Source organism: Caulobacter sp. GW821-FHT11E11 (assembly GCF_058808315.1).
This window is the reverse complement of record NZ_JBXARO010000003.1, coordinates 1-25,500: the sequence shown is the minus strand read 5'-3', so window position 1 is coordinate 25,500 and position 25,500 is coordinate 1. Positions and strand designations below refer to the sequence as shown.

At 68.5% G+C, this 25,500-nt stretch carries 15 protein-coding genes and 2 pseudogenes; 9 read left to right on the top strand and 8 right to left on the bottom strand.

Translation table 11 applies throughout. The features are described from left to right. Positions 1-87 precede the first annotated feature (87 nt). Entirely contained in the window at positions 88-2,007 is a 1,920-nt protein-coding gene (locus AC1RR5_RS07425) for an ATP-binding protein (protein ID WP_492920598.1), read from the top strand. Here the strand turns inward: AC1RR5_RS07425 and AC1RR5_RS07420 are convergent, their stop codons facing one another. Next, entirely contained in the window at positions 2,008-3,183 is a 1,176-nt protein-coding gene (locus AC1RR5_RS07420; protein ID WP_492920597.1) for a Yip1 family protein, read from the bottom strand. Between the two features lie 271 nt (positions 3,184-3,454). On the opposite strand from AC1RR5_RS07420, the gene AC1RR5_RS07415 reads away from it, so the two are divergent. Together AC1RR5_RS07415 and AC1RR5_RS07410 are read left to right on the top strand one after the other, a co-directional pair. After that, positions 3,455-4,705 (top strand): TetR/AcrR family transcriptional regulator, encoded by a 1,251-nt coding sequence (locus AC1RR5_RS07415; RefSeq protein WP_492920596.1) that lies wholly within the window; start codon positions 3,455-3,457, stop codon positions 4,703-4,705. Between the two features lie 102 nt (positions 4,706-4,807). Continuing rightward, positions 4,808-5,923, top strand: a complete 1,116-nt coding sequence (locus AC1RR5_RS07410) for a hypothetical protein (protein WP_492920595.1) — start codon at positions 4,808-4,810, stop codon at positions 5,921-5,923. Here AC1RR5_RS07410 and AC1RR5_RS07405 read toward each other — a convergent pair. Then, positions 5,920-6,873, bottom strand: a complete 954-nt coding sequence (locus AC1RR5_RS07405) for a hypothetical protein (protein WP_492920594.1) — start codon at positions 6,871-6,873, stop codon at positions 5,920-5,922. The two genes, AC1RR5_RS07410 and AC1RR5_RS07405, sit on opposite strands and share 4 nt — an antisense overlap. Positions 6,874-6,978: 105 nt before the next feature. On the opposite strand from AC1RR5_RS07405, the gene AC1RR5_RS07400 reads away from it, so the two are divergent. Then, positions 6,979-7,698: a DUF6683 family protein gene (locus AC1RR5_RS07400; protein ID WP_492920593.1), complete on the top strand. Its 720-nt coding sequence runs from the start codon at positions 6,979-6,981 to the stop codon at positions 7,696-7,698. Positions 7,699-7,710: 12 nt separating this feature from the next. On the opposite strand, the gene AC1RR5_RS07395 is transcribed toward AC1RR5_RS07400, so the two are convergent. From AC1RR5_RS07395 to AC1RR5_RS07380, 4 genes and pseudogenes are all read right to left on the bottom strand, one after another. Beyond that, a complete protein-coding gene (locus AC1RR5_RS07395) occupies positions 7,711-10,047 on the bottom strand; it encodes a TonB-dependent receptor (protein ID WP_492920592.1) in 2,337 nt (778 codons plus the stop codon). A 237-nt stretch (positions 10,048-10,284) separates the two neighbouring features. Continuing rightward, positions 10,285-11,571: pseudogene (locus AC1RR5_RS07390) on the bottom strand (aminotransferase class V-fold PLP-dependent enzyme); the annotation flags it as partial. Positions 11,572-11,684: 113 nt separating this feature from the next. Then, on the bottom strand, positions 11,685-12,251 hold the full coding sequence (locus tag AC1RR5_RS07385; protein ID WP_492920590.1) for a hypothetical protein: 567 nt from the start codon (positions 12,249-12,251) through the stop codon (positions 11,685-11,687). A gap of 123 nt (positions 12,252-12,374) precedes the next feature. Further along, a pseudogene (locus AC1RR5_RS07380) lies at positions 12,375-15,453 on the bottom strand (TonB-dependent receptor domain-containing protein); the annotation flags it as partial. Positions 15,454-15,892: 439 nt separating this feature from the next. Between AC1RR5_RS07380 and AC1RR5_RS07375 the strand changes: the two are divergent. The 4 genes from AC1RR5_RS07375 to AC1RR5_RS07360 are packed head-to-tail and all read left to right on the top strand — an operon-like array spanning position 15,893 to position 22,068. Beyond that, positions 15,893-17,386, top strand: a complete 1,494-nt coding sequence (locus AC1RR5_RS07375) for an efflux transporter outer membrane subunit (protein ID WP_492920589.1) — start codon at positions 15,893-15,895, stop codon at positions 17,384-17,386. After that, positions 17,383-18,456: an efflux RND transporter periplasmic adaptor subunit gene (locus AC1RR5_RS07370; protein ID WP_492920587.1), complete on the top strand. Its 1,074-nt coding sequence runs from the start codon at positions 17,383-17,385 to the stop codon at positions 18,454-18,456. The genes AC1RR5_RS07375 and AC1RR5_RS07370 overlap by 4 nt, the downstream gene beginning before the upstream one ends. Further along, positions 18,456-21,590 carry an efflux RND transporter permease subunit gene (locus AC1RR5_RS07365; RefSeq protein WP_492920586.1) on the top strand — a complete coding sequence of 1,045 codons (3,135 nt, stop codon included), beginning with the start codon at positions 18,456-18,458 and terminating at the stop codon, positions 21,588-21,590. Before AC1RR5_RS07370 ends, AC1RR5_RS07365 begins: the two co-directional genes overlap by 1 nt. 1 nt (position 21,591) lies before the next feature. Then, positions 21,592-22,068: a GNAT family N-acetyltransferase gene (locus tag AC1RR5_RS07360; protein WP_492920584.1), complete on the top strand. Its 477-nt coding sequence runs from the start codon at positions 21,592-21,594 to the stop codon at positions 22,066-22,068. On the opposite strand, the gene AC1RR5_RS07355 is transcribed toward AC1RR5_RS07360, so the two are convergent. Further along, positions 22,065-23,051 carry a sensor histidine kinase gene (locus AC1RR5_RS07355; protein ID WP_492920583.1) on the bottom strand — a complete coding sequence of 329 codons (987 nt, stop codon included), beginning with the start codon at positions 23,049-23,051 and terminating at the stop codon, positions 22,065-22,067. The two genes, AC1RR5_RS07360 and AC1RR5_RS07355, sit on opposite strands and share 4 nt — an antisense overlap. A 144-nt stretch (positions 23,052-23,195) precedes the next feature. Between AC1RR5_RS07355 and AC1RR5_RS07350 the strand changes: the two genes are divergently transcribed. Beyond that, positions 23,196-24,635, top strand: a complete 1,440-nt coding sequence (locus tag AC1RR5_RS07350; RefSeq protein WP_492920582.1) for a serine hydrolase domain-containing protein — start codon at positions 23,196-23,198, stop codon at positions 24,633-24,635. A 100-nt stretch (positions 24,636-24,735) separates the two neighbouring features. On the opposite strand, the gene AC1RR5_RS07345 is transcribed toward AC1RR5_RS07350, so the two are convergent. Beyond that, positions 24,736-25,500: elongation factor Tu (locus AC1RR5_RS07345; RefSeq protein WP_492920581.1), on the bottom strand; the 765-nt coding region annotated here is incomplete at its 5' end.

The window sequence follows — 25,500 nt, the reverse complement described above, 5'->3', positions numbered from 1 at the left end:
CCTGGATCAGGACTCACGTTCGGACGTTATGCCGCAACGTAAACTTTACCCGATCCTGCGATACCGATTGAAAACGAGGGAAACGGGATGGGCAAGCACTTGGATACCGAGGCTGCCTCCAGAATCGAAGCCGCGGCCGCCGACTGGTTCTTCCAGAGCAGCCTCGACATGTTCGTCGTCCTCCAGGACGACGCGATCATCCGCGTCAATCCGGCCTGGACCGACCTGACCGGCTGGACGGCCGAGGACACGCTGGGCCGCCCGATCCGCGACTTCTTCCACCTGCACGACACAGAGGTGATCCACGCGATCGCCGACACCCTGCGCAGCGTCGGCCAGGCCCGCTCGCAGCACCGCCTGGCTCGCAAGGGCGGCGGCTGGCTGTGGGTGCGCTCGCAGTCCAAGGTGCTGGAAGGCGGCGGCCTGCTGATCGTCTTCCAGGACTTCAGCGAGGACCGCGCCCGCGAGATCACCCGCCAGCAGGCCGAGCGCTCCAACGAGCTGCTGCGCACCGCCGCCGGCGTCTATGTCTGGCGCTTCAACCCGCGCAAGGGCGTCTACGTCTTCGACCAGGACATCCCCACCCCCAGTTCGCCGCAGGGCGGAGTGCGGACCATGACCGTCACCGAGATGACGATGTCGATCCACGAGGAGGACCGCGCGCGCGTCTGGGAGGCCTTCTCCAAGACCCTGCGCCGGGGCGAGCATGTCGAGATCGACTACCGCTACCTCGATCCCGCCACCAGCGAATGGGCCCATATGCACTGCGCCTGGCGCGGCGTGCGCGGCTCCAGCCCCGACGCCTGGGACGTCATCGGCATCAGCCAGAACACCACCGAGTTGGTCGCCGCCCGCGACGCGGCCCTGGGCGCGGCCGAGGCCAAGAGCCAGTTCCTGGCCAATATGAGCCACGAGATCCGTACGCCGATGAACGGGGTGCTGGGCGTGCTGCACCTGCTGAAAAGCGAGAACCTGACCGACGACGGCCGCCGCCTGCTGAACGAGGCCCTGGGCTGCGGCGAGATGCTGTCGGAGCTGCTGAACGACATCATCGACTTCTCGAAGATCGAGGCCGGCAAGCTGGAACTGGCGACCGAGCCGGTCGAGCCCGGCGACCTGCTGGCCGGCGTCGCCGACATGCTGCGGCCGCAGGCCGAGGCCAAGGGCCTCTATCTGCGCGTGGAGGCGCCGGGGGATCTCGGCTGGGTGGCCACCGATCCGCTGCGCCTGCGCCAGGCCCTGTTCAACCTGCTGGGCAACGCCGTGAAGTTCACGCTGGAGGGCGGCGTCGTGGCGCGGCTCTCGGGTCGTCGCGACGGAGACCGCGCCCGCCTGCGCTTCGAGATCCAGGACACCGGCGTCGGCATCGGCGAAGAGGCCGGGCTCAGCCTGTTCGAGCGCTTCCGCCAGGGCGACGGCTCGACCACGCGCCGCTTCGGCGGCTCGGGCCTGGGCCTGGCCATCTGCCGCCGCCTGGCCGAGATGATGGGCGGCGAGGTTGGGTTCGACAGCGAACTGGGCAAGGGCTCGACCTTCTGGCTGGAGGTCGAGACCGACACCTGCGCCGCGCCGACCGGCCACACCGAGGAACCCGACGGCGCGCTGTTCGCCGGCCTGCGTATCCTGCTGGTCGAGGACAACGCCACCAACCGCCTGATCGCCGGCCGCATGCTCGAAGCCCTGGGCGCGCGGATCACCACCGCCGACGATGGTATCCAGGGCGTGGCCGCCGCGACCCGCGAGGCCTTCGACCTGATCCTGATGGACATCCAGATGCCGGGCATGGACGGCGTCGAGGCCACCCACCGCATCCGCGCGCTGAAAGGCCCGGCGGGCGAAGTCCCGATCCTGGCCATGACCGCCAACGCCATGGCCCACCAGCAGGCCGCCTACCTGGCCGCCGGCATGGACGGCGCCATCGCCAAGCCCTTGTCGCCCACCGCCCTGACCCAGGCTATCGCCCAGGCCCTGACGGCGGACCGACCGAGCACGCGCAAGGCGTCGTAGCTACTTCGCCATCGCCTCCAGGCGACCGGCATCCACCGACCGCACGGCCTGCTTCAGCGCGTCGATGTTGCCGGCCGAGCCATCGGCTTCGACGGAGAAGCGGTCGCCGATCACCACCGAGTATTTCCCGGAGTTGCTCTGGCGGTTCCACTGCTCGGTGGTCAGTCGGCCATCGATCGTGGTCGTCTTCTCGTACTCGTCGGCGGTCTCGCGCGTGGCGTGACCGCCCATGCCTGCCGCCAGAGCGGTAAGCCCAGCCACCGGACCAAGGTCGGTGACCGTCAGGCGGAACGAGCCGCCGTCCGCCTTGTCGTACTGGCCGGTGGCCACGACGATCTGGGCCTGGTCCGTACCGCTGGAGGTGGTCTCGACGCTGGACCGCGTGAAGCCGGCCGCATTGGCGGGCAGCAGGGCCTTCAGCGCCTCGGGCGAGGCGGCCTTGCCGGGGTTCTTCGACAGCTCTTCGGCCCGCTTGGCGGCAGCCTCCATGCGGCCCAGGTCCACCTTGGCGCCATTGATCTCGACAGTTCCCGACGCCTTGTCGGCATGGGTCATCGCGTTGAGGCCGGACATCCCCGCCACGCCGCCGATCGCGGTGGTGACCACGCCGATGACCAGGGAAACCACGATGGCCACAATGATCGTGACGACCGCGTAGCCGGTCGCCTTGTCGGCCGGGGCCTTCATGACGCGCGGCAGGCCCAGGTACAGCAGGTAGCAGCCATAGAGACTGGCCAGCAGGGTGAGCATGCCCAGGGCCGGCACGATCTGCAGGACGCCCGCGACCCAACCGGCGGTGCCCGAATAGGCCGCGACCTTGAAGGCCTGCACGCGGTTCTTCTCGGCCCCGAAGCTGGGGGCCAGGGCCTCGATCACCACGCCCAGAACGGCGGTCATGACCAGCGAGCCGACATAGCCGACCACCGCCAGGGCGATCGCCGCGCCGATACCCGGCTTGAACGACAGGCCAGGAATGCCGACGCCGAACAGCTGTCCGCCGATCAGCCCCGCTATGGCCGGAATGGCCGCCAGGATGCAGACATAGCCCGCGAACAGGCCGCCGATGCTGGCCGGCTCCCGCGCGACCTTTTCCCATTCGGCGGAGGGGGAGAGCAGTATCCCCTTGACCCTCGCCACCAGACCGGTCCCCGCCGATCCGCCTTCAACTACCGTCATGTTCGCGAACGCTCCTGATAAGGAATCCAGCGCCCGCCCCGATGCCGCATCCTTGGCATAGTTCGCGTAAAGGTCGAAACACCGTTTTCCGACAGTCCCGCGACGCTGCGAAAATGGGGTGAGCTGCAACAATCCTGACAAAAGCCGGCTGTAGGGGGCGCATATTGTCCCGTGACGGACGAGCCGGCCTTTAAGCCGCCTCTTCTGGCGCCTAAATTGGACCCAACCGTCCAGTGACCGGCGCAACCGGCGCGCGACGGGTTGTTTGGGGTTGGTTACGATGGATGACGGTCGGATCGCGGGGGCGGCGACAGCCCGCTACGCCCGCAAGAAGGAGACGATCCTGGCTGCGGCCACGGCGATCCTGAACCGCCAGGGCGTGCGCGGCATGACCCTGGCCGACGTCGCGGCCAAGGTCGGCCTCAACACCACCAGCGTCACCTACTACTACCGCAAGAAGGACGACCTGGCCGCCGCCTGCTTCATGCGCGGCCTGGAGCGCTTCGAGGCCATGGTCGAGGAGGCCGCCGGCGAGGCGACGCCCGCCGCGCGGATCCTGAAGTTCCTGGACCTCTATCTCGACCTCAACCGCCGGGTCCGCCTGGGCGAGGCCACGCCCCTCACCAGCTTCACCGAGATCAAGGCCCTGAAGGAGCCTCTACGCGGCTCGGTCGTCGGCGCGTTCAACGACCTGTTCCGCCGGGTGCGAAGCTTCTTCGACGACCCGTCGATGGCCCACCTGGACAAGCGCCAGCGCAACGCCCGCACCCACCTCCTGATGGAGCAAGTGTTCTGGTCGGGCCGCTGGCTGCGCCGCTACGACGTCGAGGACTATGGTCGGGTGCGCGACCGGATGGGCGACATCCTGCTAAACGGCCTGCCCGCCGACGGCCGCGCGTGGACCCCGCAGCCCCTGCCCGACCCGACCCCGCAGTCGCCGGAAGGCCAGGAATGGCGCGAGACCTTCCTGGTCGCCGCCACCCGCCTGATCAACCAGCGCGGCTATCGCGGCGCCTCGGTCGAGGACATCTCGGCGGCGCTGAACGTGACCAAGGGCTCGTTCTACCATCACCACGAGGACAAGGACGCCCTGGTGTCCGAGTGCTTCGAGCGGACCTTCACCGTCACTCGCCGCTCGCAGCTGGACGCCAGAGAACTTGGAAAAAAGGCCTTGCCGGCCGACAGCTGGACCCAGCTCGTCTCGACCGCCGCCGGCCTGACCTCGTACCAGCTGTCCGAGCACGGGCCGCTGCTACGCGCCTCGTCGCTGGGCGCCCTGCCCGAGCCGCTGCGCCACGACATGGCCGACGGCTACATGCGCGGATGGCAGCGTTTCGCCTCGATCATCTCCGACGGCATCGCCGACGGCTCGGTCCGTCCGATCGATCCCAGCATCGCCGCCCACATGATCAACTCGATGCTGAACGCCGCCGCCTCGCTGGGCGCCTGGACGCCCGGCCTGGCGCGCGAAGAAGCCGCCGAGCTGTTCGCCAAGCCGCTGCTGACGGGCGTGCTGAACTAGCCCAGGCGCCAAAGGTTGCGACCTATTAACCATAGGGTGGCCCTGCCCTAGGGGCGGCTGGTATCGTCAAGCGTCTGATTCGCTTCGAGTTCCGTCCGCGCCATGACGACGATCAACCCGTATTCGCCGACCTACGCGCCTGGCCTGACCGCCGGGCAGACGGCGACACAGCGCGCCAACCAGTCGACCGGCTATGGCCAGACGCGCGACCAGAGCCCGACGATCAACACGCCGGCGGTCAATGTCACCCTCTCGGCCGCGGCCCAGGCAGCGCTGAAGGCGCAGACCGACTCTCGCACCATCGACGCGGTCGTCGCCGAGGCTCGCATCCAGATCACCGCCCAACTGAAGGCCGCCAAGACCTCAAGCGCGCTGAAGGACGGCAATCCGGCCATCGACCTCACAGGCATGGACCGCCGTACGCTCTACGCCGTCGCCAGCAACCGGGGCGGCCAGTTCCCGCTGGACCAGCAGGTCGTCGCCGCCCTCGCCCTGAAGGGCCAGAACGACACCGCCCTGGCCGGCCCCGCCGCCCAGGCGCGACTGACCGGCGACTATGCCAGCCTCTACCAGACCGCCATCGACCAACTGGACGCCGCCGGTCCCGAGGAGAAGGCTTCGGCCGCCTGGACCGACGAGCGCGCCGCCCTGGTCGAAGGCCGCAAGCAGGCCATCGCCCGTCCAGGCCTGGCCCCCGCCGGCATCGAGAACGACAGCGTCGCCGCCTATATGAAGGAAACCGGCAGCGCCGTGGCCGGGGCCAAGACCCGCGACTTCGGCAAGGTCGCCGGCGACGTCCGCACCGCGCTGGACAAGCAGTACGAACTGGCCTTCGCCCCCGAGGTGGCCAAGGACTCCAGCAGTGGCGAGATCGACTTCCGCCGCTTCGACGACCGCTCGCTGTCGGCCGTCGCCCTGAACAAGGACGAGCAGTTCTCGGCCCACGAGATCGCCCAGGCCAAGGCCGAGATCCGCTCGCGCGACAGCGCCGCCATCAAGGCCAGCTACAGCTCGACCAGCGAGGACGAAGGCGGCTTCGGCAAGGCGATGATCACCCGCTACGCCGGCATGACCGCCGAGGAGCGCGAAGCCTCCGGCTGGACCCCGGCCGTCTACAGCAAGATGGTCGAGCTGCAGGCCTCGCGCGACAAGCTGGCCCAGATGTTCAACGCCGACGGCTCGGTGGCCGCGCCGTCGAGCTTGCTGGACTTCATCTAGTCCGGCTTGAAGCTGCGGACGCGGAAGCCGAAGCCGTTTTCGCGGGTCCAGATCAGTGTGGCGGGGACCGAAGCGTATTGCGCGTTGGCGTTCGGGCGCGTCCAGATCACCCCCTGCATGCGCACGAGGTCGGCCCTGTCGCCGATGATCTTCCGGGGCTGGAAGTACCGATCCGGCCCCCGCGCCACCCAGGCCTGTGACGCCGCGAAGATCCCCTTGGCCATCGGCGCGCCGGGCCAGGTCACCTCGGCCTGGTCGAAGAACAGGGCGCCCAGCGGCCGCGCGAAGTCGGGACCGGGCGGACGCGCGAAACCCGGCGTCTTCCAGACATTGTAGGCCTCGGCCGCCGCGGCCCGGTCGCCCGACAGCAGGGCGCAGTCGGCCAGTTGGGTGACAGCGTTGCGAGTGCGGCTGGTGTCCAGGGTGGCGCAAGCCGGCAAGGCGGCTACGGCGACCTTGGCCAGGGCGAAGCCGTAGCGCAGGGCCGCGCCCTTGCGGCAAGCGTTCTCACCCGCTCGCCGGACATCGCCCAGGGCGTCGACCGTTTCGACCGTGACGCTCCACGGGTGCATGCACAGCGCCAGCGCGTCGACCTTGCCGGGCTCGGGCGGCGGCGGGGGCGCCGGGACGATGTCGAACCCCACGCCGTCCTCGACCAGCGCGCGCCAGGTCGCCGCCGAGATCGTCGCCGTCATCGGCGGATAGACCTGCCGCCACTCGTTCGCGGGCGGCATGCGGACCTCGACCCGCGGCTCCTCGCCCGGCGCGCGGATGAACGACACCAGCCCGGCCGGCTGGCCATTGCTGTCGGTGAAGGCCGCGCGCACGACCAGAGTATTGGCCGTCCCCAAGGCGGCGATCTCGGGGACGCCGTAGGTCTTTGCTTCCTGCGCCAGAGCCGGCGTGGCGAGCAGCAGCAAGGCGGCCAGGACGAGCTTGCGAAGGGTCATGGCGCGACGATGCGGCGGGCGATGAGGCCAGTCAACCTGACGATCGCCCGAGAACTTTCCTCAACCTCCGGCGTTAGCGCGAGGTGTGAAATTGGGGAGCTTCCCATGACCCTCCGCCGCCTGGCGCCGCTGCTGGCCGCCGTCGTCCTGACGACGGGCCTGCCCGCCGCCGCCCAGGACATGCCCACGGTGCTGCCGCAGGGCTTCGAGCTGAACAGCATCCTGAACCAGCAGCGGGTCGACGCCGCGATCAACTCGGGGCGCTCGAGCGCCCCGACGCGCCCGGCCGCAAAGCCCGTGACCACCGCCTACGCGCCCTCGCCCGTCGTCAGCCAGCGCGTGCGCCGACAGTTCTCCGAGTGGGTCGGCCAGCAGGCGGGACCCGAGGCCGGTCGCCGCGTCGGCGAGGTCCTGCGCAACGGCGATCCCGTAAAGAGCTGGGCCGGCATCGTCGGCGCCGACGGCCTGCGTCCCGGCGACGTCGCCGACGCCCTGGCCGGCTATTGGGTGCTGAACTGGGTGATGGCCAATGGCGCGGACAACAACCGCGCTCAGGCCCAGGGGGCGCTGCGGCAGGTGCGCGGGATGATCGCCGACAATCCCGCCTATGCCCGCCTGAACCTCGCCCAGCGCCAGGAGATGGCCGAGACCCTGATGCTGAACTTCCTGCTGCAGCACGCGGCCTATCTTGACGCCGTGCAGCGGGGCGACAAGGCGCTGGCTCGCCGCCTGGGCGACGCCGCCGCCGCCCGCTTCAAGAACGAGATGGGCGTGAACCTGCGCCAGCTGAACCTCACGCCCGCCGGGTTCGTCCAGCGGGCGTGAAGCCTCTAGTGCTTAGTAACGAACCGACAGCTCGACGCCGTAGGTGCGCGGGGCGTTGAGGTTGCCGTAGTCGCCCAGCGTCGCGCGGTTGGCAGGGTCGCGGCGGTAGACGAAGTCGGCGTCCAGCAGGTTGCGCGACCACACCGACAGCGCCATGCGCGGGCCGCCTTCCTTCAGCTGCAGGTCGGCCAGCCCGACGCGGGCGTTCATGATGAAGGACTTGTCGGCCTTCACGTCGGTCTGGTCGAAGGTCTGGGTGGCGTCCGAATAGTTGGCGTCGACGTGGGCCTGGAAGGTCGCGCCCCACAGCGGCGCCTCGTAGTCGGCCGAGACGCTGCCCGCGTTCTTCGGCGTGAAGACGATAAACACGGGTTGCAGCTGGCCGTTGAAGGGGTTGCGGGTCGGGGGCACCTCGGTGTCGGTATAGGCATAGGCCGCCGACAGGGTCAGGCCTTCCGTCACGCGCCATTGGCCCTCGGCTTCAAAGCCACGGATTTTCGTCGTGCCCGGGGCGTTGATGGTCTCCAGCGTGTTGCGGGTCGACGAGCCGGTCACCGTCACCAGGCTGAAGTCGATCTGGCTGCCCTGGCGGTCCATCGCGTAGGCGGCCAGGTTCAGGCGCACGCGGCGATCGAACAGGTCCGTCTTGGCGCCGATCTCGTAGGCCTTGACCTCTTCCGGACCGAAGGCGCGATAGGTCAGCGAGCGCGAGCTGGCGCCGCCGGCGCGGTAGCCGGTCGAGTACTTGGCGTAGAGGTGGACGTTCTCGGCCGCGTCATAGGCCAGGGTGACCATCGGGTCGAAGCGGTCGTTCTTCTGGGCGAAGGTCAGGTTGGTGCGCACGTTGTTGACGATGAACAGCTCACCGCTCTTGTCGTCCCAGGTGAAGCGACCGCCGACCGTCAGGTGCAGCGCGTCGTTCAGCAGCGGCGGCGTGTAGGTCGCCTGGCCATAGACCGCGTAGCTCTCGGCCGTGGCGCGCGAGGCCCGGTCGATCGAGCGCGTGCCGCGGATGGTCGGGGTCGGGTCGAGGATGGTGTAGCCGGCGCCGTCGGCGTTCCAGCGGTTGGTGCTGGGGGTCGAGGCGTCGTCGCTGGCGTCTTCGGTGAAGTAGTAGAGGCCCGCGACGTAGTCCACGCGCTCGGTGCTGCCGACGGCCTGGAACTCCTGGCTGAACTGGTGCTGCCACAGGCCGGCCAGGCTGTAGCGGCTGAAGTTGGTGTTGGGCGAATAGGCCGGGATGCGGTGGGCGCCGCCGGCATTGTCCCACTGGTCGACATCGACTTCGCGATAGGCGCTGATCGAGCGCAGTTCGAGGTTGTCGTTGACCAGGTACTTCAGGTTCAGCGACACGCCGTTGGTGTCGTCGACGCTCCACTGCTGGGGTACGCCGATGTCGGCCATCTTCATGCGCTTGTCGCTGGCGATGACGATCGACGGCAGCGGACGGATCTGGCCCGAGGGCAGCGTGCCGGTCGCCGGACCGACGGTCAGGCCCAGCGGGTTGTAGCCCAAGAGCTGGCTGTAGAACGGCGTGTTCTTGTCCTTGCCGATGTCGCCGATCAGGTCGGCGGTGAAGTTCTGGGTCGGACGCCAGCGGACCTGGGCGCGCAGGCCGCGACGGTCATAGGCGTTCCAGCCAATCGCGCCCGGCAGCGGGTTCTTGGTGGTGGCTTCCTGGCGTTGCAGGGCCGCGTCGATCTTGAAGGCGAGGTCGCCGATGGCCGGCAGGTTCAGGTGCAGTTCGGCGTTGTGCGAGCCGTAGTTGCCCACGCCCGCCTTCATGCGCATGTCGAACTCGCCGGTCGCCTGGCGGGTGACCATGTTCAGGGCGCCGCCTTCGGTGTTGCGGCCGAACAGCGTGCCTTGCGGGCCTTTCAGGACCTCGACGCGCTCGATGTCGAGCAGGGCCGCGCCCAGGCCGTGCTGGCGGCCCAGATAGACGCCGTCGATATAGACGCCGACGCCCTGCTCGCGGGCGGGCTGGTTGGCGTCCAGCGGGACGATGCCGCGAATGCCGATGGTCAGGGCCGACTGACGGGCCTCGAAGGTGGCGACGCGCAGGCCGGGAATGGCGCCGTCGGCCAGGTCCATCAGGCTCTGGACGCGGCGCGCTTCCAGCGCCTTGTTGTCCATCAGCGAAATGGCGATCGGGGTTTCCTGCAGCTTGGTCTCACGGCGCGTGGCGGTGACCAGGACATCGCTGAGGGCGGTGTTGCCTTCGTCGGTGGCGGTGGGCGGCGTGGCCGTGTCGGCGGCGACGGTTGCGGCGGCCAGGGCGGCGACGGGGGCGGCCAGGACGGCGGCGCCGGCGAGGAGGAAGGCGCGCAGCTTGAGAGAGGTCTTCATTTTTATCCCCTTGAGAGGGGGCGAGACCTAGCCGGGCCACATGTAGCGAAATTTACATTTTATGAAAGCTTTCAAAGGGTTCGCGAGACACCCAGACGCGCGAGCGTCGCTGATCAGTCATAATCCGCCCACCGACCGCCACAGGGCTGGGTTCGCGGGAGATCCGGCCGGGCTCAACTGCAGAAGCCTCCGCCGAACAGCTGTTGATTCAACTGTGATTGCGCCGCCACGACCGGCTCAGGCGAACATCTTGTGCTCGGCTCTCAGCGCCTTGGCCAAGGCGTCGACGTCCGCCTCCGTGCTGTAGAACCCCGGCGTGACCCGGATCGCCGGCCCATTCTTGATGCCGGTGCGCCAGACGGTGAGGATGTGGTGGCGCTCGAACAGCACGCGCTGGACCTGCCGGGCCTTGTCGTCGGTATCCATGCCCTTGAGCCGGAAGCTGGTGATCGCGCAGTAGCGCGCCGGATCGTCGGGCACGCAGATCTCGACATTGGCCAGGTCACGCACCCCGTTCACCCAGCGGTCCCGCAAGGCCCGCATGTGCTTTTCCTTGGCCGCCGCGCCCACCGCGAAGTGGAAATCCACGGCGATCGGGATCGTCGCCACCCCCGGGAAGTTCACCGTGCCCGGCGGCACGCGGGCATAGATGTCGTCGGCCGGCACGGTGCTGCCGAAGGCGATGTCGATATCGGCCAGGCGGCTCTTGCGGATGTACATCGCGCCCGTGCCCAGCGGGGCCGAGGTCCACTTGTGCACCGACCAGCCGACGAAGTCCGCGCCCAGGTCCTCCACCTGGAAGTCCAGCAGCGCCACGCCGTGGGCGGCGTCGACGATGGTGTCCACGCCGCGCGCCCGGGCCATGGCGACGATCTCGCGCACCGGGGTGACCAGGCCGGTGCGGTTGGAGATCTGGGTGACCAGCAGCAGCTTGGCCTCCGGCGTCTTCTTCAGCACGTCCTCATAGGCGGCCAGGATGTTGGCGGTGGTGGCCGGCTCGGGCATGGCGAAGGTCACGACCTTGGCGCCGCGGTGCGATCCCAGCCAGCTCATGGCCGCGATCATCGCGTCATAGTCGAGGTCGCAGTGGATGACCGCGTCGCCGGGCTTCAGCGGCTTGTAGTTGCAGATCAGCATCTGCAGGGCGTCGGCCCCGCTGCGGGTGACGGCGATCTCCTCGGGCGCGCAGCCCATCTGGCGGGCGATGGCGGCCTGGGCGGCCTTGAAGGTCGAGGTCCAGCCCTCGCCGCCCGGCAGCACGTTGCGCGCCCAGACGGCGTTGGCGCTGTTCACCGCCGCGACGTGCTTGGCGTAGTCGTCGGCGACCACGCGCGGCATCATGCTCCAGTAGCCCGCCTCCAGGTTATGGACGCCCGGCGTGACGTCGTAGTGCCTGGGCAGGTCGGCGACGGGGATCGAGCCGGGCCGCAGGACCACCGGCCCAGCGCTCGCCGCCATGGCGGGCGCGGTCAGCAACGCCGGGGCGCCGGCGACGGATTTCAGCAGGTGACGACGGGTCGGCGTGGCGGCCATCTCGGGGCGATCTCGCGAGGGTTATAACATAACACCCATGAGGTCGCAGGATCGCCAGCTTGGCAAGCGCTTTGCGCCGCCGATCGGATTTCGCCTTGGCGCGCCTAGCTCTTGGGCACGATGATCTCGACCTTGCCGCCTCGCCAGCGCATCAGCGGCTGGCCCTGCCCTGCCAACACCAGAGCGAAGTCGGTGAGCAGCACGGCGTCGCTCGGTATCTTGTCGTAGAGGCGCCAGGTCGTGTGGACCTCGCCGTCCAGGGTGACCAGGGCGAAGCCCAGGATCGGCGGCGGCCCCGTGTGGCCGGCGGTCATGGCGGCGACCAGGTCGGGAACCGGGGTCAGGTAGCCGATCGGATCCTTCTTGGAGGGGGTGGCCGCGACGCGGGCCACGATCGCCTCGTTGCTGTCGCCGCGCAGCGTATAGGCCTTGGTTCCCGCTTGGAACGTTCCGCGCTCGCAGCCCTTGGCGGCGCGTTTGAGTTGGTCGGGGAGGTTCTGCTTGAGCAGCACCCCGGTCCACAGGCTCTGCGCCGCCAAGATCGACGGGCCGGCGGGATCGGTCAGGCCAACACCCCTGGCGTCGGCGGCGCCCTCGACGCACGGCGCGGCCAGGGCGGGAGACGCAAGACCGATCGCCAAGCCGGCGATCAGGAACAGGACGCGGAACATCGAAAAACCTCAGGTTGCGCCACGCACGCTAGAGGCCGGACCGGTCAGCCGCCAACCCTTTTCACAAGAAGACGGCGCGTCCTGGGGGAGGACGCGCCGCAAGTCCCACAGACGCGGAGGAAACTAGAACTTCTTGCGCAGGCCCACCTTGTAGGTGCGGCCCAGCGGATCGCCGGTGAACGGGTCGTAGCCCAGGTCCAGGCGGGCGTAGGACGGATCCTTGTCGAACAGGTTGGTGATCGCCAGGGTCGCCGTCGTGTCCCAGGGCAGGAAGACGCGATAGGCCAGGTCGGTGAGGATCTGCTTCTCGATCTTCTTGCCGGCGTTGACCGTCACGCCCGCGCCCGTGGTGTCCTTGTAGGCGTTGGCCGCGAACGGCGCGACGCGCTGGTCGGTGTAGCCGCCGATATAATGGACCGACAGGCGCAGGTTATGAGGGCCCATGTTGTATTCGGCGAAGACGTCGCCCTTCCACTTGTGGATCGGCACGACCGTGGTCTGGTAGTTCAGCAGGCCGACGGCGTCGAAAGCCTTCTCGACGGTGATGCCCGCCACCTGGGTGGCGCCGACGCTGTACTTGCGGATGTAGGTCGCGTTGCCGCCGAAGGTCAGGTCGCCGCCGACCACGTCCTTGAACCGATACTCGGCCGAGAAGTCGAAGCCCGAGTTCTTCACCGGCGCGCCGTTGATGTAATTGGTGCGCAGGCGGGCGATGCTGGTGGTCGGGGTGGCGCACGACCCGTTGAAGGTGAAGCGCGCAACCAGCGCCGCATAGGCCGGATCGGCGCAGTTGTTCGCGCCCGCCGCCCCGTTCGGATACAGCGATGCGACCATGCCCGCCACCGGCTCGGCCACGATCGGGTTTTTGAAATCGAAGGCGAAGTAATCGATGCTGGCCTTGAACGCATCGACGTTGAACAGCAGGCCGAAGTTGTAGGTCTTGGCCTTTTCCGGCTTGAGGTTCGGATTGCCGAAGATGTCGACGGCGCGGAACACGCCCAGGATGCCCTGCAGCGAGGTCACCGACGTCGTGGTGGTCAGCGGATCCGGCGGCCCGCGGAAGGTCGAGCCGGCCGAGGCGCGCAGGGCCATCCACGGCAGGGCCTGCCAGCGCAGCGAGGCCTTGGGATTGAAGGTCGAACCGATCCCATTGCCGTACTTCTCGTAGCGGGCGGCGAACTGGGCCTGGAAGTCCTCGGTGATCGGCACCGACAGCTCGCCGAAGCCGGCCATCACGTCGCTCTGGTTATCGGCCTCGTTGCCGACGCCCAGGAACATGAAGGGCCCGTTGCGCTGCGAGCCGGTGCAGGTGGTCACCCCGAAGTCGGGCGTGTTCACGCACGGATTGATCGCGGCGTTGCTGATGTCGTTGTAGTCGGCCTTGAAGTAGGTGCGGCGGTATTGGACGCCGGCGGCCCAGGCGACGTCGCCGCCCGGCAGGGTGATGCTGGTCTTGCCGTTCAGCACCGCCTCGCCGACGAACAGGCGCGAGGACTGCTTGGTCGACAGCTTCTTGAAGAACCAGTCGACCAGGTCCTTGTTGTTGGCCAGGGCCGAATTGTAGGCCGGATTGGCCACGCCGGTGATGGCGTTGCTGGGGATCGCGCTGGCGAAGGGGTTGTAATACATGCACTGGCCGACGCCGGCCGTGCCCTGGATGCCGGGCAGCGACGGATTGCTGTCGCATAGCGGACCGCCCAGGCCTTGCAGGGCCAGCGCGAACCGATTGACCAGCGTGTCGTAGCCGGTGCGGATGCCCACTTCCTGCGAATAGGTCAGGGCGACGTCCCAGCCGATGCCGTTCTCGAATTCACCGGATAGGTCGGCCGAGACGCGGAAGGCGTCGAACGAACGCGAACCGATCGACGGGCCGTAGCCGAACTTGGGATTGCCGCCGATGCCGAAAGGCCGGTTGGCGGCGTTCAGCGCGCCGAACCCGAAGATCGCGCCGGGCGCGGTGGTGGTCGCGCCGGTGGCCAGGTTGGTCAGCTGCACCGTCGGATTGGCGGCGATGAAGGCCAGCAGGCCAGGATTGGTCGCCGGCACATAGTAGCGGCCGGCCAGGGCGGCGCTGGGCGCGACTTCGGCCGTCGGCACGGCCAGGGCGGCGTAGGAGGGCGAGGTGTTCCAGTCCGGCACGTCCGTATGGGCGTACAGCACCTCGGCGTGGAACTTGGTCTTGGCCGACAGATCGGTGTTGATCTCGGCATAGGCCTGCACCGCGTTGGACTTTTCGACCAGGTTGTCGAACGGCGTGTAGTGCCAGTAGCAGACCGGGGTCAGGCCGCTGAAGCCGGGGAAGCCGCCCAGGCCCGCGCAGGCCGGGTCGCGCATGCCGCTGGTCGTGCTGGCCAGGGGGATGAAGGTCGACGGATTGCCGGCGGCCGACCAGCCGGCTTCGGGGTTCGACAGATAAGGCTGATTGGCCCAATCGCGGTCGGCGACCGAAAGCTTGGAGCGGTGCTGCCAGCCCAGGCTGGCCAGGACGTTGCCGTTGTCCCAGGTCTTGCCCCAGGTCAGGCTGCCGCCGTAGTCGCCCTTCGAGCCGTCGATGTGGCGGTAGTCGGCGGCCGCTTCCAGGCCTTCGAAGTTCTTCTTGGTGATGAAGTTGACGACCCCGGCGATCGCGTCCGAGCCATAGGTGGCGGCCGCGCCGTCCTTCAGCACTTCCAGGCGGCCGATCGCGGCGGCGGGAATGATGTTGGTGTCGACGATGCCGGCCCCCGCCGCGCCGAACGGGTTGATGGCCAGGCGGCGGCCGTTCAGCAGCACCAGGGTGCGCTGCGAGCCCAGGCCCCGCAGGTTGACCGAGCCCGAGCCTTCGGAGCCCTGGGCGCGGCTGTCAAACTGGTTGGTGTCGCCCAGCACGCCGTTGGAGATCGACAGGGCCTTCAGGAGCTCGACGGTGGAGGGCGAGCCGCGCTTCTGCAGCTCCTCGGCGCCGATCACGTCGACCGGCAGGGCCGCGTCCTCGGGCGTGCCCCGAATGAACGAGCCGGTGACGACGACCTCCTCGACCTCGACCGGGGCGTCGTTACGCTGTTGAGCATAGGCCGCCCCGCTGGCTAGCGACATGGCCAGCGCGAGGCACGAGCCCCCGCGCAGGAAGCTGGTTCGTTTCATTGGTTTTCCCTCCCTCGATTATTTTTTGAACTGGCGGCTCGTCTTGGAGCGACCAGGGACGGTCAGCGGGGCGGCGCTCTCCCAAATCCACGCGTCCGCACGCGCGCGGCCGGAGCCACACGCTGCGAGGAGCGTTCGTTTTCGAAACTTGGCGATGCGCCTTCTGGAGCCGACAAACCTTGGTTCCCCCGGGGTCGGACGCTTGAAAAGCCACGCATACTGCCCAGGTTTTGCAACCGGGACGGATGCCGATCAATAAGATCGAACATCTGTTTCGATGATGCGGTATGTTTTGTAGCGCCGTCAACCGCCGCAACAATCAGGCTACAAGGCCCGCGTCACCACGTCGCACTGCTGACAGGTATGGGATCACTGATCAGGAATGATGGGTGCATCGCAACATAAGCTTCGCTAAAGCGTTCGACGGGGGGTTTTCCTGCGGGGGTCGGGCCCCTAAGTGGGAAACCATTGGTCGCCAAGCCGTCCAATTGGGCGGGAATATTCGGGTTGGAATTTTTATGCGTCTTGCCAAGACCGGCGCCCTGCGGCGTCCAGGCCGGCCTTCTGGCTTGTCCCCTGCCGTGCTTATCGTGCTCGCGGGCGCTGGCCTGACGGCCTGCACCACGCCCGCGCGTCAGGTCGACGTGAAGCTGCCCAATGCCTATGAGGCGCCTGCCGGCGCGCCCTTGGCTTCCCAGGCGCTGGATCAATGGTGGACCGCCTTCAACGACCCGGTCTTGAATGATCTGGTCACGACCGCGCTGGAGAAAGCTCCGGACACCCGCATGGCCGCCGCCAAGCTGGAAGAGGCGCGCGCCGTGCGCAGCAGCCAGATCCGGCAGATCTACATCCCGCAGACGCCGCTGACCGGCTCGGCCAAGCGGACCGACACCGACATCATCGACCAGAGCGGCACCGGCGGTTTCACCCTGGGCGGAGTGACCAAGACCTACGCCGCCAATTTCGACGTCTCGTGGGAGCTGGATCTGATCGGCCGTCGCGGCGCCGCCCGCCGGGTGGTCGACAACGACCTGGCCGCCGCCCGCTTCTCGTATGAGGGCGCCCGCGCGGCCCTGGCCGCCAATGTCGCCCAGTCCTATTTCGAAGCCCGCGGCTACGCCGTGCAGCTGGAAGACGCCCGCGCCAATGCGACCATCGCCGAGAACCTGTTCAAGGTCTCGGACGAGAAGGGCCGCCGCGGGCTGTCGGCCACGTCGGAAGGCGATCGCACCGCCGCCGACCTGGCTCAAGCTCAAGCCCAGGTCGCCCAGGTCGAGGCCCAGCTGCAGGCCGCCCGCCGCAGCCTGCTGATCCTGGTCGGCAAGGGCGTCGATCCCCTGGCCAGCCTGCCGGTCGAGCCGGTGCTGGCCACGGCCCCGCCCGTCCCGGCCTCCGCGCCCGCCGAACTGCTGGCCCGCCGCCCTGACGTGCGCGAAGCCGCCGCCCGCCTGGCCTCGGCCTCGGGCAATCTGAACATCAGCGAGCTGGCCCTGTTCCCGACCCTGACCCTGACGCCGGGCCTCGGGATCACCAAGCAGATCAGCCCCAGCTTCCTGGCGCCCGGCTCGACCCAGTCGACCACCAGCTCGGCCTGGTCGATCGGCGCGGACCTGTCGATCCCGATCCTGAACATCCCCAGGCTGATGGCCGACATCAAGGCCGAGAACGCCCGCGTCGAGCAGGCCGCCGTGACCTACGAAAAGACGGTCCAGACGGCGTTCGGCGAGACAGAGAACGCCCTGGTCCAGCAGGCCGCCGACGAGCGCCGCGTGACCCTGCTGGCCGCCGGCGAACGCCGCGCCGCCTCGGCCTACGAGGCCAGCCGCAAGGGTTATGGCGCCGGCCTCACCGACCTGACCACGACCCTCCAGGCCGAACAGACCTGGCGCAACGCCCGCACGGCCCTGACCGGGGCCCGGACCCAGGCGCTGCAACGCGCCGTCCAGACCTACAAGGCGCTCGGCGGCGGTTGGTCGCCGCAGAGCATTCCCCAAAAGCCTTCTGCGCAATGAGACCCGAACCGATGACGACCCGTTACCTGATCGCCACCGCCCTGGTCTGCAGCACCGTGGGTCTGACCGCCTGTGGCGGCAAGAAGGACGCCGACAAGAAGCCCGCCGCGGCCGCCGCCCAGGCGCGCACGGTCAGCGTCGGCAGCGTCGAGACCCGGCCGCTGGGCGGCGGGGTCGAGGCCTCGGGCCTGCTAGTCTCCCGCGAGGAGGCCGCCGTCGGCTCGGAGCTGACCGGCTACCGCGTCGCGCGCCTCTATGCCGACGAAGGCGACTGGGTCCGCGCCGGCCAGCCACTGGTCCAGCTGGACGACACCCTGCTGCGGGCCCAGGTCGAGCAGCAGGCGGCCGTCACCGCCCAGTCCCAGGCCGAGGCCAAGCGCGTCGCCGGCCTCGATGGTCAAGGCATCCTGTCCCAGGAGCAGATCGAGACCCGCCGTTACCAGGCGAAAGCCCAGGAAGCGGCGCTGAAGGAACTGCGCACCCGCGCCTCGCGCATGACCATCACTTCGCCGGTCAGCGGCCGGGTGCTGTCGCGCGGCGTGCAGCCCGGCCAGATCGCCGGTGGCGGCACGACGCCGTGGTTCACCATCGCCCGCGACGGCCTGGTCGAGCTGGACGCCGAGGTCAACGAAGCCGACCTGTCGGGCATCCGCGAAGGCCAGGGCGCCCAGGTCAGCCTGCCCGGCGGCCAGTCCATCTCGGGCGTCGTGCGCCTGGTCAGCCCGCGCGTCGACAGCGCCAACCGCCTGGGCAAGGTGCGCGTGCGCCTGCCCGTGCGTCCCGACCTGCGCCCCGGCGGCTTTGGCCGCGCCACCTTCGGGGCCTCGGGCGCGCCGGTCACCGCCATCCCGGAATCGGCCATCCGCTACGAGGCCGACGGCCTTTCGGTGATGACCGTCGACGGCAACAACCGCGCTCACCAGGTCGCCATCAAGGTCGGCCAGAAGGGCGGCGGCTGGGCTCAGCTGGTCCAGGGTCCGCCCGCCGGCACGCGCGTGGTTCTGGGCGGCGCCTCGTTCGTGGCCGACGGCGACACCATTCGCCCCGCGACTAACCAGGCCGCCCGCTGATGGCTAGCGAACACAAGGCCGGTGAAAAGACCGGCGAGCTGAAGATCTCGGCGTGGGCGATCAAGAACCCGATCCCGGTCGCGGTGCTGTTCCTGGCGCTGATGATCGCCGGCATCGGCTGCTACCTGACCCTGCCGATCAAACAGTTCCCGAACGTCGAGTTCCCCGCCGTGACCGTGACGGTCACCCAGAGCGGCGCCGCGCCGGGGGAAATGGAAACCCAGGTCACCCGTCCGATCGAGGACGCGGTGGCCGGCATCTCCAACGTCAAGACCATCAGGTCCTCGGTGGTCCAGGGCGCCTCGACCACGACGATCGAGTTCAACCTCGGCGAGGACCTGCAGAAGGTCACCGACGAGGTGCGCTCCAAGGTCGACCAGACCCGCTCGATCCTACCCCGGGAAGTGGATGAGCCGATCGTCCAGCGCCTGGAAATCACCAGCGCCCCGATCATCACCTACGCCGTCTCGGCCCCGAACATGAGTTCGACCGAGCTGTCGTGGTTCATCGACGACACCGTCACCCGCGCCCTGCAGGGCGAGCGGGGCGTGGCCCAGGTCGCGCGCGTCGGCGGCGTGGATCGCGAGATCAACGTCGTCATCAATCCCGACCGCATGGCCTCGTTCGGCGTGACGGCGCCGCAGCTGAACCAGGCCCTGGCCAATTTCAGCGTCGACGCTCCCGGCGGCCGCGCCAAGATCGGTGGCCGTGAACAGACCCTGCGGGTGCTGGGCGCGGCGACCACGGTCGAGCAGCTGCGACAGATCACCATCCCGATCGGCGGCAACCGCTATGTGAAGCTGACCGACGTGGCCGAGGTGGGCCAGGGCTCGGAAGAACAGCGCGGCTTCGCCCGCCTGGACGGCAAGAACGTCGTCGCCTTCCAGGTGATGAAGACCCGCGACAGCAGCGACGTCGCCGTCGAGGACAACGTCAAGGGCGCCATCGACGCCCTGGAGGCCAAGCAGCCGGGCGTGAAGTTCGTGAAGATCTTCTCGACCGTCGACGAGACCCGCGCCAGCTTCGCGGCCACCGAACACACCCTGCTGGAAGGCATGCTGCTGGCCTCGCTGGTGGTGTTCCTGTTCCTGCGCGAGTGGCGCGCCACGCTGATCACCGCCATCGCCATGCCGGTGTCGCTGGTCCCCACCTTCGCCTTCATGGCGGTGATGGGCTTCTCGCTGAACGTCGTGACCCTGCTGGCCCTGACCCTGGTCATCGGCATCCTGGTCGACGACGCTGTGGTCGAGATCGAGAACATCGAGAAACGCGTCGCCCGTGGCCAGAGGCCGTTCCAGGCGGCGATGGAGGGCGCGGACGCCATCGGCCTGGCTGTCGTGGCCACCACCTTCACCATCGTCGCGGTGTTCGTGCCCGTCTCGTATATGCCCGGCACGCCCGGCCAGTTCTTCAAGGAGTTCGGCCTGACCGTCGCCGTGGCGGTGCTGTTCTCGCTGGTGGTCGCCCGCCTGCTGACCCCGCTGCTGGCCGCCTATTTCCTCAAGCCGGCCAAGCAGGCTCACGCCCGCCCCGAGTTCAAGGGCTTCTATCGCAACGTGCTGGACTGGTCGCTGGACCACCGGATCCTGGCGATCATCATCGGCACCCTGATCCTGATCGGCTCGTTCGCCCTGGTGCCGTTCATTCCCACGGCCTTCCAACCGGCCGCCAACGCCAACTTCTACTATCTGAAGGTCCAGGGCCCGCCCGGCGCGACCACGGCCGACATGGAGCGCACCGTCCAGTCGGTGACCACCCTGTTCCGCAAGCGTCCGGAGACGGCCCACGTCTTCGCCCAGGTCGGATCGAACATCGGCAGCGGCTGGGGCGGCCAGAGCGGGGCCGACATCCGTGACGCCACCATCACCATCGTGCTGAACGGCGATCGCGACCTGACCGTGACCGAGATCAAGCAGGTCGTCCGCGACAGCCTGCGCCAGGTTCCCGACGCCCGGGTCAACCTGCTGGGCGACTGGGGCACCTCGGACGTCCAGACCATCCTGACCGCCGAGGACGGTCCCCTGCTCGAGCGCACGGCCGCCCAGGTCGAGCGTGAGATGCGCGGCCTCTCCACCGTCGCCGACCCGCGTCCCTCCTCTCCACCTAGCGGTCCGGAGATCGTCATCCGCCCGCGGGCCGACGAGGCCGCCCGCCTGGGCGTCAGCGCCGCCGACATCGCCGCCATCGCCCGCGTGGCCACGGTCGGCGATATCGACGCCAACGTCGCCAAGATGACCCAGGGCGAGCGCCGGATCCCGATCCGCGTGCGCCTGCCCGCCGAGACCCGCGCCGACCTCCAGGCCCTGGGCGGCCTGCGCGTGCCCACCGCCAGCGGCGGGACAACACGATTGGACAGCGTGGCCGACCTGTCGTTCCAGGCCGGCCCGGCCAAGATCGACCGCTTCGCTCGCAAGCGTCAGCTGACCATCGAGGCCGACCTCAACAACGGCGCGCAGCTCGGCCAGGCGATAACGGACGTCGGCAACCTGCCGACCATGAAGAAGCTGCCCGCCGGCGTCGCACCGGCCACGGCCGGCGACCAGGAGGCCTTCGTCGAGCTGTTCACCGGCTTCGCCGTCGCGCTGCTCTCGGCCGTGGGCCTGGTGTTTGGCGTGCTGATCCTGCTGTTCCGCAGCTTCTTCAAGCCGATCACCATCCTGTCGGCCCTGCCGCTGGCGATCGGCGGCGCGTTCCTGGCCCTGCTGGTCACCGGCCAGTCGCTGTCGATGCCGTCGCTGATCGGCTTCCTGATGCTGATGGGCCTGGCGGCCAAGAACTCGATCCTGCTGGTCGAATACGCCATCGAGCAGGAGCGGGCCGGCATGAGCCAGCGCGACGCCATCGTCGACGCCTGCCACGAACGGGCCCGCCCGATCGTCATGACCACCCTGGCCATGATGGCCGGCATGCTGCCCACCGCGCTGGGCATCGGCACCGGCTCGGAGTTCCGCCAGCCCATGGCCGTGGCCGTGATCGGCGGCCTGATCACCTCGACCGTGCTGTCGCTGGTGCTGGTGCCGGTGGTCTACGAGATCGTCGACGACATCGAGATGTGGCTGAAGCCCAAGCTGGCCCGCCTGACCACCCCGCGCGAGGCCAGCAATGGCCAGGCGGTTCCGGTCGACCGGCTGTAGCGTGATCCTCAGGCCCTTTCACCCCGGCGACGAAGACGCCGTCGTCGGGGTGATCCTGCCCATTCAGAGGGAAGAGTTCGGCTTCTCGATCACCGCCGCCGACCAACCCGACCTCGCCGATATTCCAGCCTGGTACCAGGTCGGCGCGGGCCAGTTCTGGCTCGCCCAGCTGGACGGGGAAGCGGTCGGCACGATTGCGCTCAAGGACATCGGCGACGGCGCCGTGGCCCTGCGCAAGATGTTCGTGAAGCCGGTGGCGCGCGGCGCGATCGGCGCCGCCCAGGCCCTGCTCGACACCGCCTTGGCCCATGCGCGAGAGCACGGCGTTTCGACGGTCTGGCTGGGCACGACCGAGGCCTTCAAGGCGGCCCACCGGTTCTACGAAAAGAACGGCTTCCAGTTGGTCGAGGCCGAGAGCCTGCCCGAGACCTTCCCACGCATGGCGGTGGACACGCGCTTTTACCGGCTGACGCTCTAGTCCCGCTTCGGCGCGTAGCTCAGCCGGCACACCGTCCACTCGTCCTCACGCGCCATCTCGAACTTACCGACCAGCTGCTGGGCCATGGCGCGGACGATGCGCAGGCCCAGGCTCTTGGAGGTCGCCGGATCAAAGCCCGCCGGCGGCGCGGCGCCGTCATTGCTGACGGTCAACAGGTGGGTCAGCCCCGACTGGTCCAGCACCACCCGCACCTCGCCGTCTCCAGCCTCGCCGAAGCCGTGCTCCAGGGCGTTGTTGAAGCTCTCCAGCATGACCAGGGTCACGGGCGTGGCCTGGTCGGGGTGCAGGGGCTGCTCGCCACCCTCGATCGTCAGGCGCACCCGCGCGCCGGCCGCGGCGGCGGCGCTGGCCAGCAGGGCCTCGGCGAAGATGCGGAAGGGCACGGGATCGCCGGTGCGGTTGTGCAGCTCGCGCTGGATGCGGGCGATGACCTCGATCCGCTCGCCGGCCTGGGACAGGGCGTGGCGGGCGTCGGCGTCGGTGACGCCCTGGCCCTGCAGCCGCAGCAGCGCGCCGGCGACCTGCAGGTTATTGCTCACTCGGTGGTGCAGTTCGCGATAGAGCAGGTCGCGGCTGTCAGCCAGTTCGCGATACCGCTCGCGTTCGCTCTCCAGTTGGTCCAGCGCCTTGCGCATGCCGTCGATGAAGAAGATGTCGACCGCGACCACGAAGGCAAAAAAGGCCAGCGCCACCAGCACCGAGAGGTCGAAGCTGAAGCCCATGAACGGCGGGATGAAGAAGTACCAGGCTGCGAGCCCGCTCAGTGTGCCGCACAGGATGCCAGGGCCCAGGCCGCCCAGATAGACGGCCACCACAATGGCCGGGAAGAAGGTCACATAAGGAAAGCCGGGCGGGAACACCGCGTCCAGGCCAAAGCGCAGCAGCACGGCGAACACCGTCAGCGCCAACGCCAGACCATACCGCGCCGCCGGATTGTTGCTGATCTTCGCCCGCAGGTTCACGCCCGTCTCCCTACCCCGCTTTCGGTGCTGGGCCTTTCCGGTCAAGCCGTCAAGCCGGTGGGCGACATAGCGAGGTTACACATCCTTATGTTGCAGAGCGCGTAGGCGGAGGCGAAGCTTGGCCGTCGTTTTGAGGACCGCCGCATGAAGCTTTCGATCCTGGCGCTGGGCGCGCTGCTGGCAACGCCGGCTCTGGCCAACGCCGATCCCGCCACCGACCGTCGCCAAGCCGTCGAGACGGGCCTGCTGCACGCCGTTCTGGTCGACGGCCAGGGCTCGGGCGCGCGCCGCCTGGACGACCAGATGCGGTCCCTGAAGGTTCCCGGCGTCGCCATCGCCGTGGTGCGCGGCGGCAAGCTGGATTGGGCGCGGGGTTATGGCGTCACCAGCCTTGGCGGCAAGCCCGTCGACGCCGACACGCTGTTCCAAGCCGGTTCGGTCAGCAAACCCGTCGCGGCGGTCGCGGCCCTCGCCCTCGTCCAGGACGGGACCCTGGCGCTGGACGCGCCGATCGGCGTTGCGCTGAAAAGCTGGACCCTGCCGGAGAACGACTTCACCCGCGCCTCGCCCGTCACCCTGCGCCGGCTCCTGTCGCATACGGCTGGAACGACGGTGCACGGCTTCCCGGGCTATGCCGTCGGCACGCCCCTCCCGACCGTGCTCCAGGTTCTGGACGGCGCGGCGCCCGCCAATACCGCCGCCGTCCGCGTCGAACAGCCGGTCGGGGTCGCCTACCGCTATTCCGGCGGCGGCTATACGATCGCCCAACTGGCCATGATCGACGCGGCTGGCGCGCCCTTCCCCACCATCGCCCGCGCGCGACTCTTCACGCCGCTGGGCATGGCCCGCAGCACCTACGACCAACCCCTGGCCGCCAGGACGCCCAACGTCGCCCTGGCCCATGACGAGGCCGGTCAGGCGATCCCGGGCGGCTTCCACATCTATCCCGAGATGGCGGCGGCGGGCTTGTGGACCAGCGCGTCCGACCTGGCGCGTTTCGTGGTCGAGGTTCAGGACGCGGCCAAGGGTCGGGGCAAGGTGCTGTCGGAGAAGACGGCTCGCGAAATGCTGACGGCGGGTCCAGGATCCTGGGGCCTGGGCTTCAAGGTTACGGGCCAGGGCAAGGCCCTGGCCTTCTTCCACGACGGCTCCAACGCCGGCTACAAGGCCACCTTGGTCGGCCATCCCGAGACCGGCGACGGCGCGGTGATCCTGACCAATGGCGACCAGGGCTACCAGCTGGGCCAGGAGCTCCTGCGCGGCGTCGCGGTCGCCTATGGTTGGACCGACAACCGCCCGATCGTCCGCAAGGCCGCTCCCCTGCCGCTGGACGCCCAGCGCCGGTTCGGCGGGACGTTCGAGATCAAGGGGCTTGGGACCTTCGAGATTCGGGACGCCGGCGCCGCCATGATGATCGAGATCCGCAAGGGCCAGGCCTTCAAGCTGATCCCGGCTTCGGACCGGAGCTTCTTCATCACCGAGCAGGACATCGTGGTGACGTTCCAAGACCCCGACCATGGGACGGCGGAGGCGGACGGGCAGCGGTTCGCGTTCGAGCGCGTGAAGGCCGGAACGCCAAAGTAGGTCCTCCCTTAGCGGTGGAGGATCCAGACAGCAAAAGGCCCCGAGATTGCTCTCCGGGGCCTTCGCTTAGTTCAGTTCAGCGTGTGCTGAAGAAGGTCGATTACTCGACGATCTTGGCCACGACGCCGGCGCCGACGGTGCGGCCGCCTTCGCGGATGGCGAAGCGCAGGCCTTGGTCCATGGCGATCGGGGTGATCAGCTCGACGTCCAGCTCGGCGTTGTCGCCCGGCATGATCATTTCCACGCCTTCCTTCAGCTTGATGATGCCGGTGACATCGGTCGTGCGGAAGTAGAACTGCGGACGGTAGTTGGTGAAGAACGGGGTGTGACGGCCGCCTTCTTCCTTGTTCAGGATGTAGGCTTCGGCCACGAACTTCGTGTGCGGGGTGATCGAACCCGGCTTGCAGAGCACTTGGCCGCGCTCGACGTCTTCACGCTTGGTGCCGCGCAGCAGCACGCCCACGTTGTCGCCGGCTTGACCTTGGTCCAGCAGCTTGCGGAACATTTCGACGCCCGTGCAGGTCGTCTTCTGGACCGGACGGATGCCGACGATTTCGACTTCTTCGCCGACCTTCACGATGCCCTTTTCGATACGACCGGTCACGACCGTGCCGCGGCCCGAGATCGAGAACACGTCTTCGACCGGCATCAGGAAGGGCAGGTCAACCGGACGTTCCGGTTGCGGGATGTAGGCGTCGACCGAAGCCATCAGCGCCAGGATCGCTTCTTCACCGATCTTGGCGTCGCGGTTTTCCACGGCGGCCAGGGCCGAGCCCTTGGTGATCGGGATGTCGTCGCCCGGGAACTGGTACGAGCTGAGCAGCTCGCGCACTTCCATTTCGACGAGCTCCAGCAGCTCTTCGTC

What these genes read in the sequence shown, in the direction of transcription:
- AC1RR5_RS07350 (WP_492920582.1), top strand. Translation starts at nt 23,196, where the DNA reads ATGAAGCTTTCGATCCTGGCGCTGGGCGCGCTGCTGGCAACGCCGGCT.
- AC1RR5_RS07365 (WP_492920586.1), top strand. Translation starts at nt 18,456, where the DNA reads ATGGCTAGCGAACACAAGGCCGGTGAAAAGACCGGCGAGCTGAAGATC.
- AC1RR5_RS07375 (WP_492920589.1), top strand. Translation starts at nt 15,893, where the DNA reads ATGCGTCTTGCCAAGACCGGCGCCCTGCGGCGTCCAGGCCGGCCTTCT.
- AC1RR5_RS07400 (WP_492920593.1), top strand. Translation starts at nt 6,979, where the DNA reads ATGACCCTCCGCCGCCTGGCGCCGCTGCTGGCCGCCGTCGTCCTGACG.
- AC1RR5_RS07410 (WP_492920595.1), top strand. Translation starts at nt 4,808, where the DNA reads ATGACGACGATCAACCCGTATTCGCCGACCTACGCGCCTGGCCTGACC.
- AC1RR5_RS07420 (WP_492920597.1), bottom strand. Translation starts at nt 3,183, where the DNA reads ATGACGGTAGTTGAAGGCGGATCGGCGGGGACCGGTCTGGTGGCGAGG.
- AC1RR5_RS07395 (WP_492920592.1), bottom strand. Translation starts at nt 10,047, where the DNA reads ATGAAGACCTCTCTCAAGCTGCGCGCCTTCCTCCTCGCCGGCGCCGCC.
- AC1RR5_RS07425 (WP_492920598.1), top strand. Translation starts at nt 88, where the DNA reads ATGGGCAAGCACTTGGATACCGAGGCTGCCTCCAGAATCGAAGCCGCG.
- AC1RR5_RS07405 (WP_492920594.1), bottom strand. Translation starts at nt 6,873, where the DNA reads ATGACCCTTCGCAAGCTCGTCCTGGCCGCCTTGCTGCTGCTCGCCACG.
- AC1RR5_RS07370 (WP_492920587.1), top strand. Translation starts at nt 17,383, where the DNA reads ATGAGACCCGAACCGATGACGACCCGTTACCTGATCGCCACCGCCCTG.
- AC1RR5_RS07385 (WP_492920590.1), bottom strand. Translation starts at nt 12,251, where the DNA reads ATGTTCCGCGTCCTGTTCCTGATCGCCGGCTTGGCGATCGGTCTTGCG.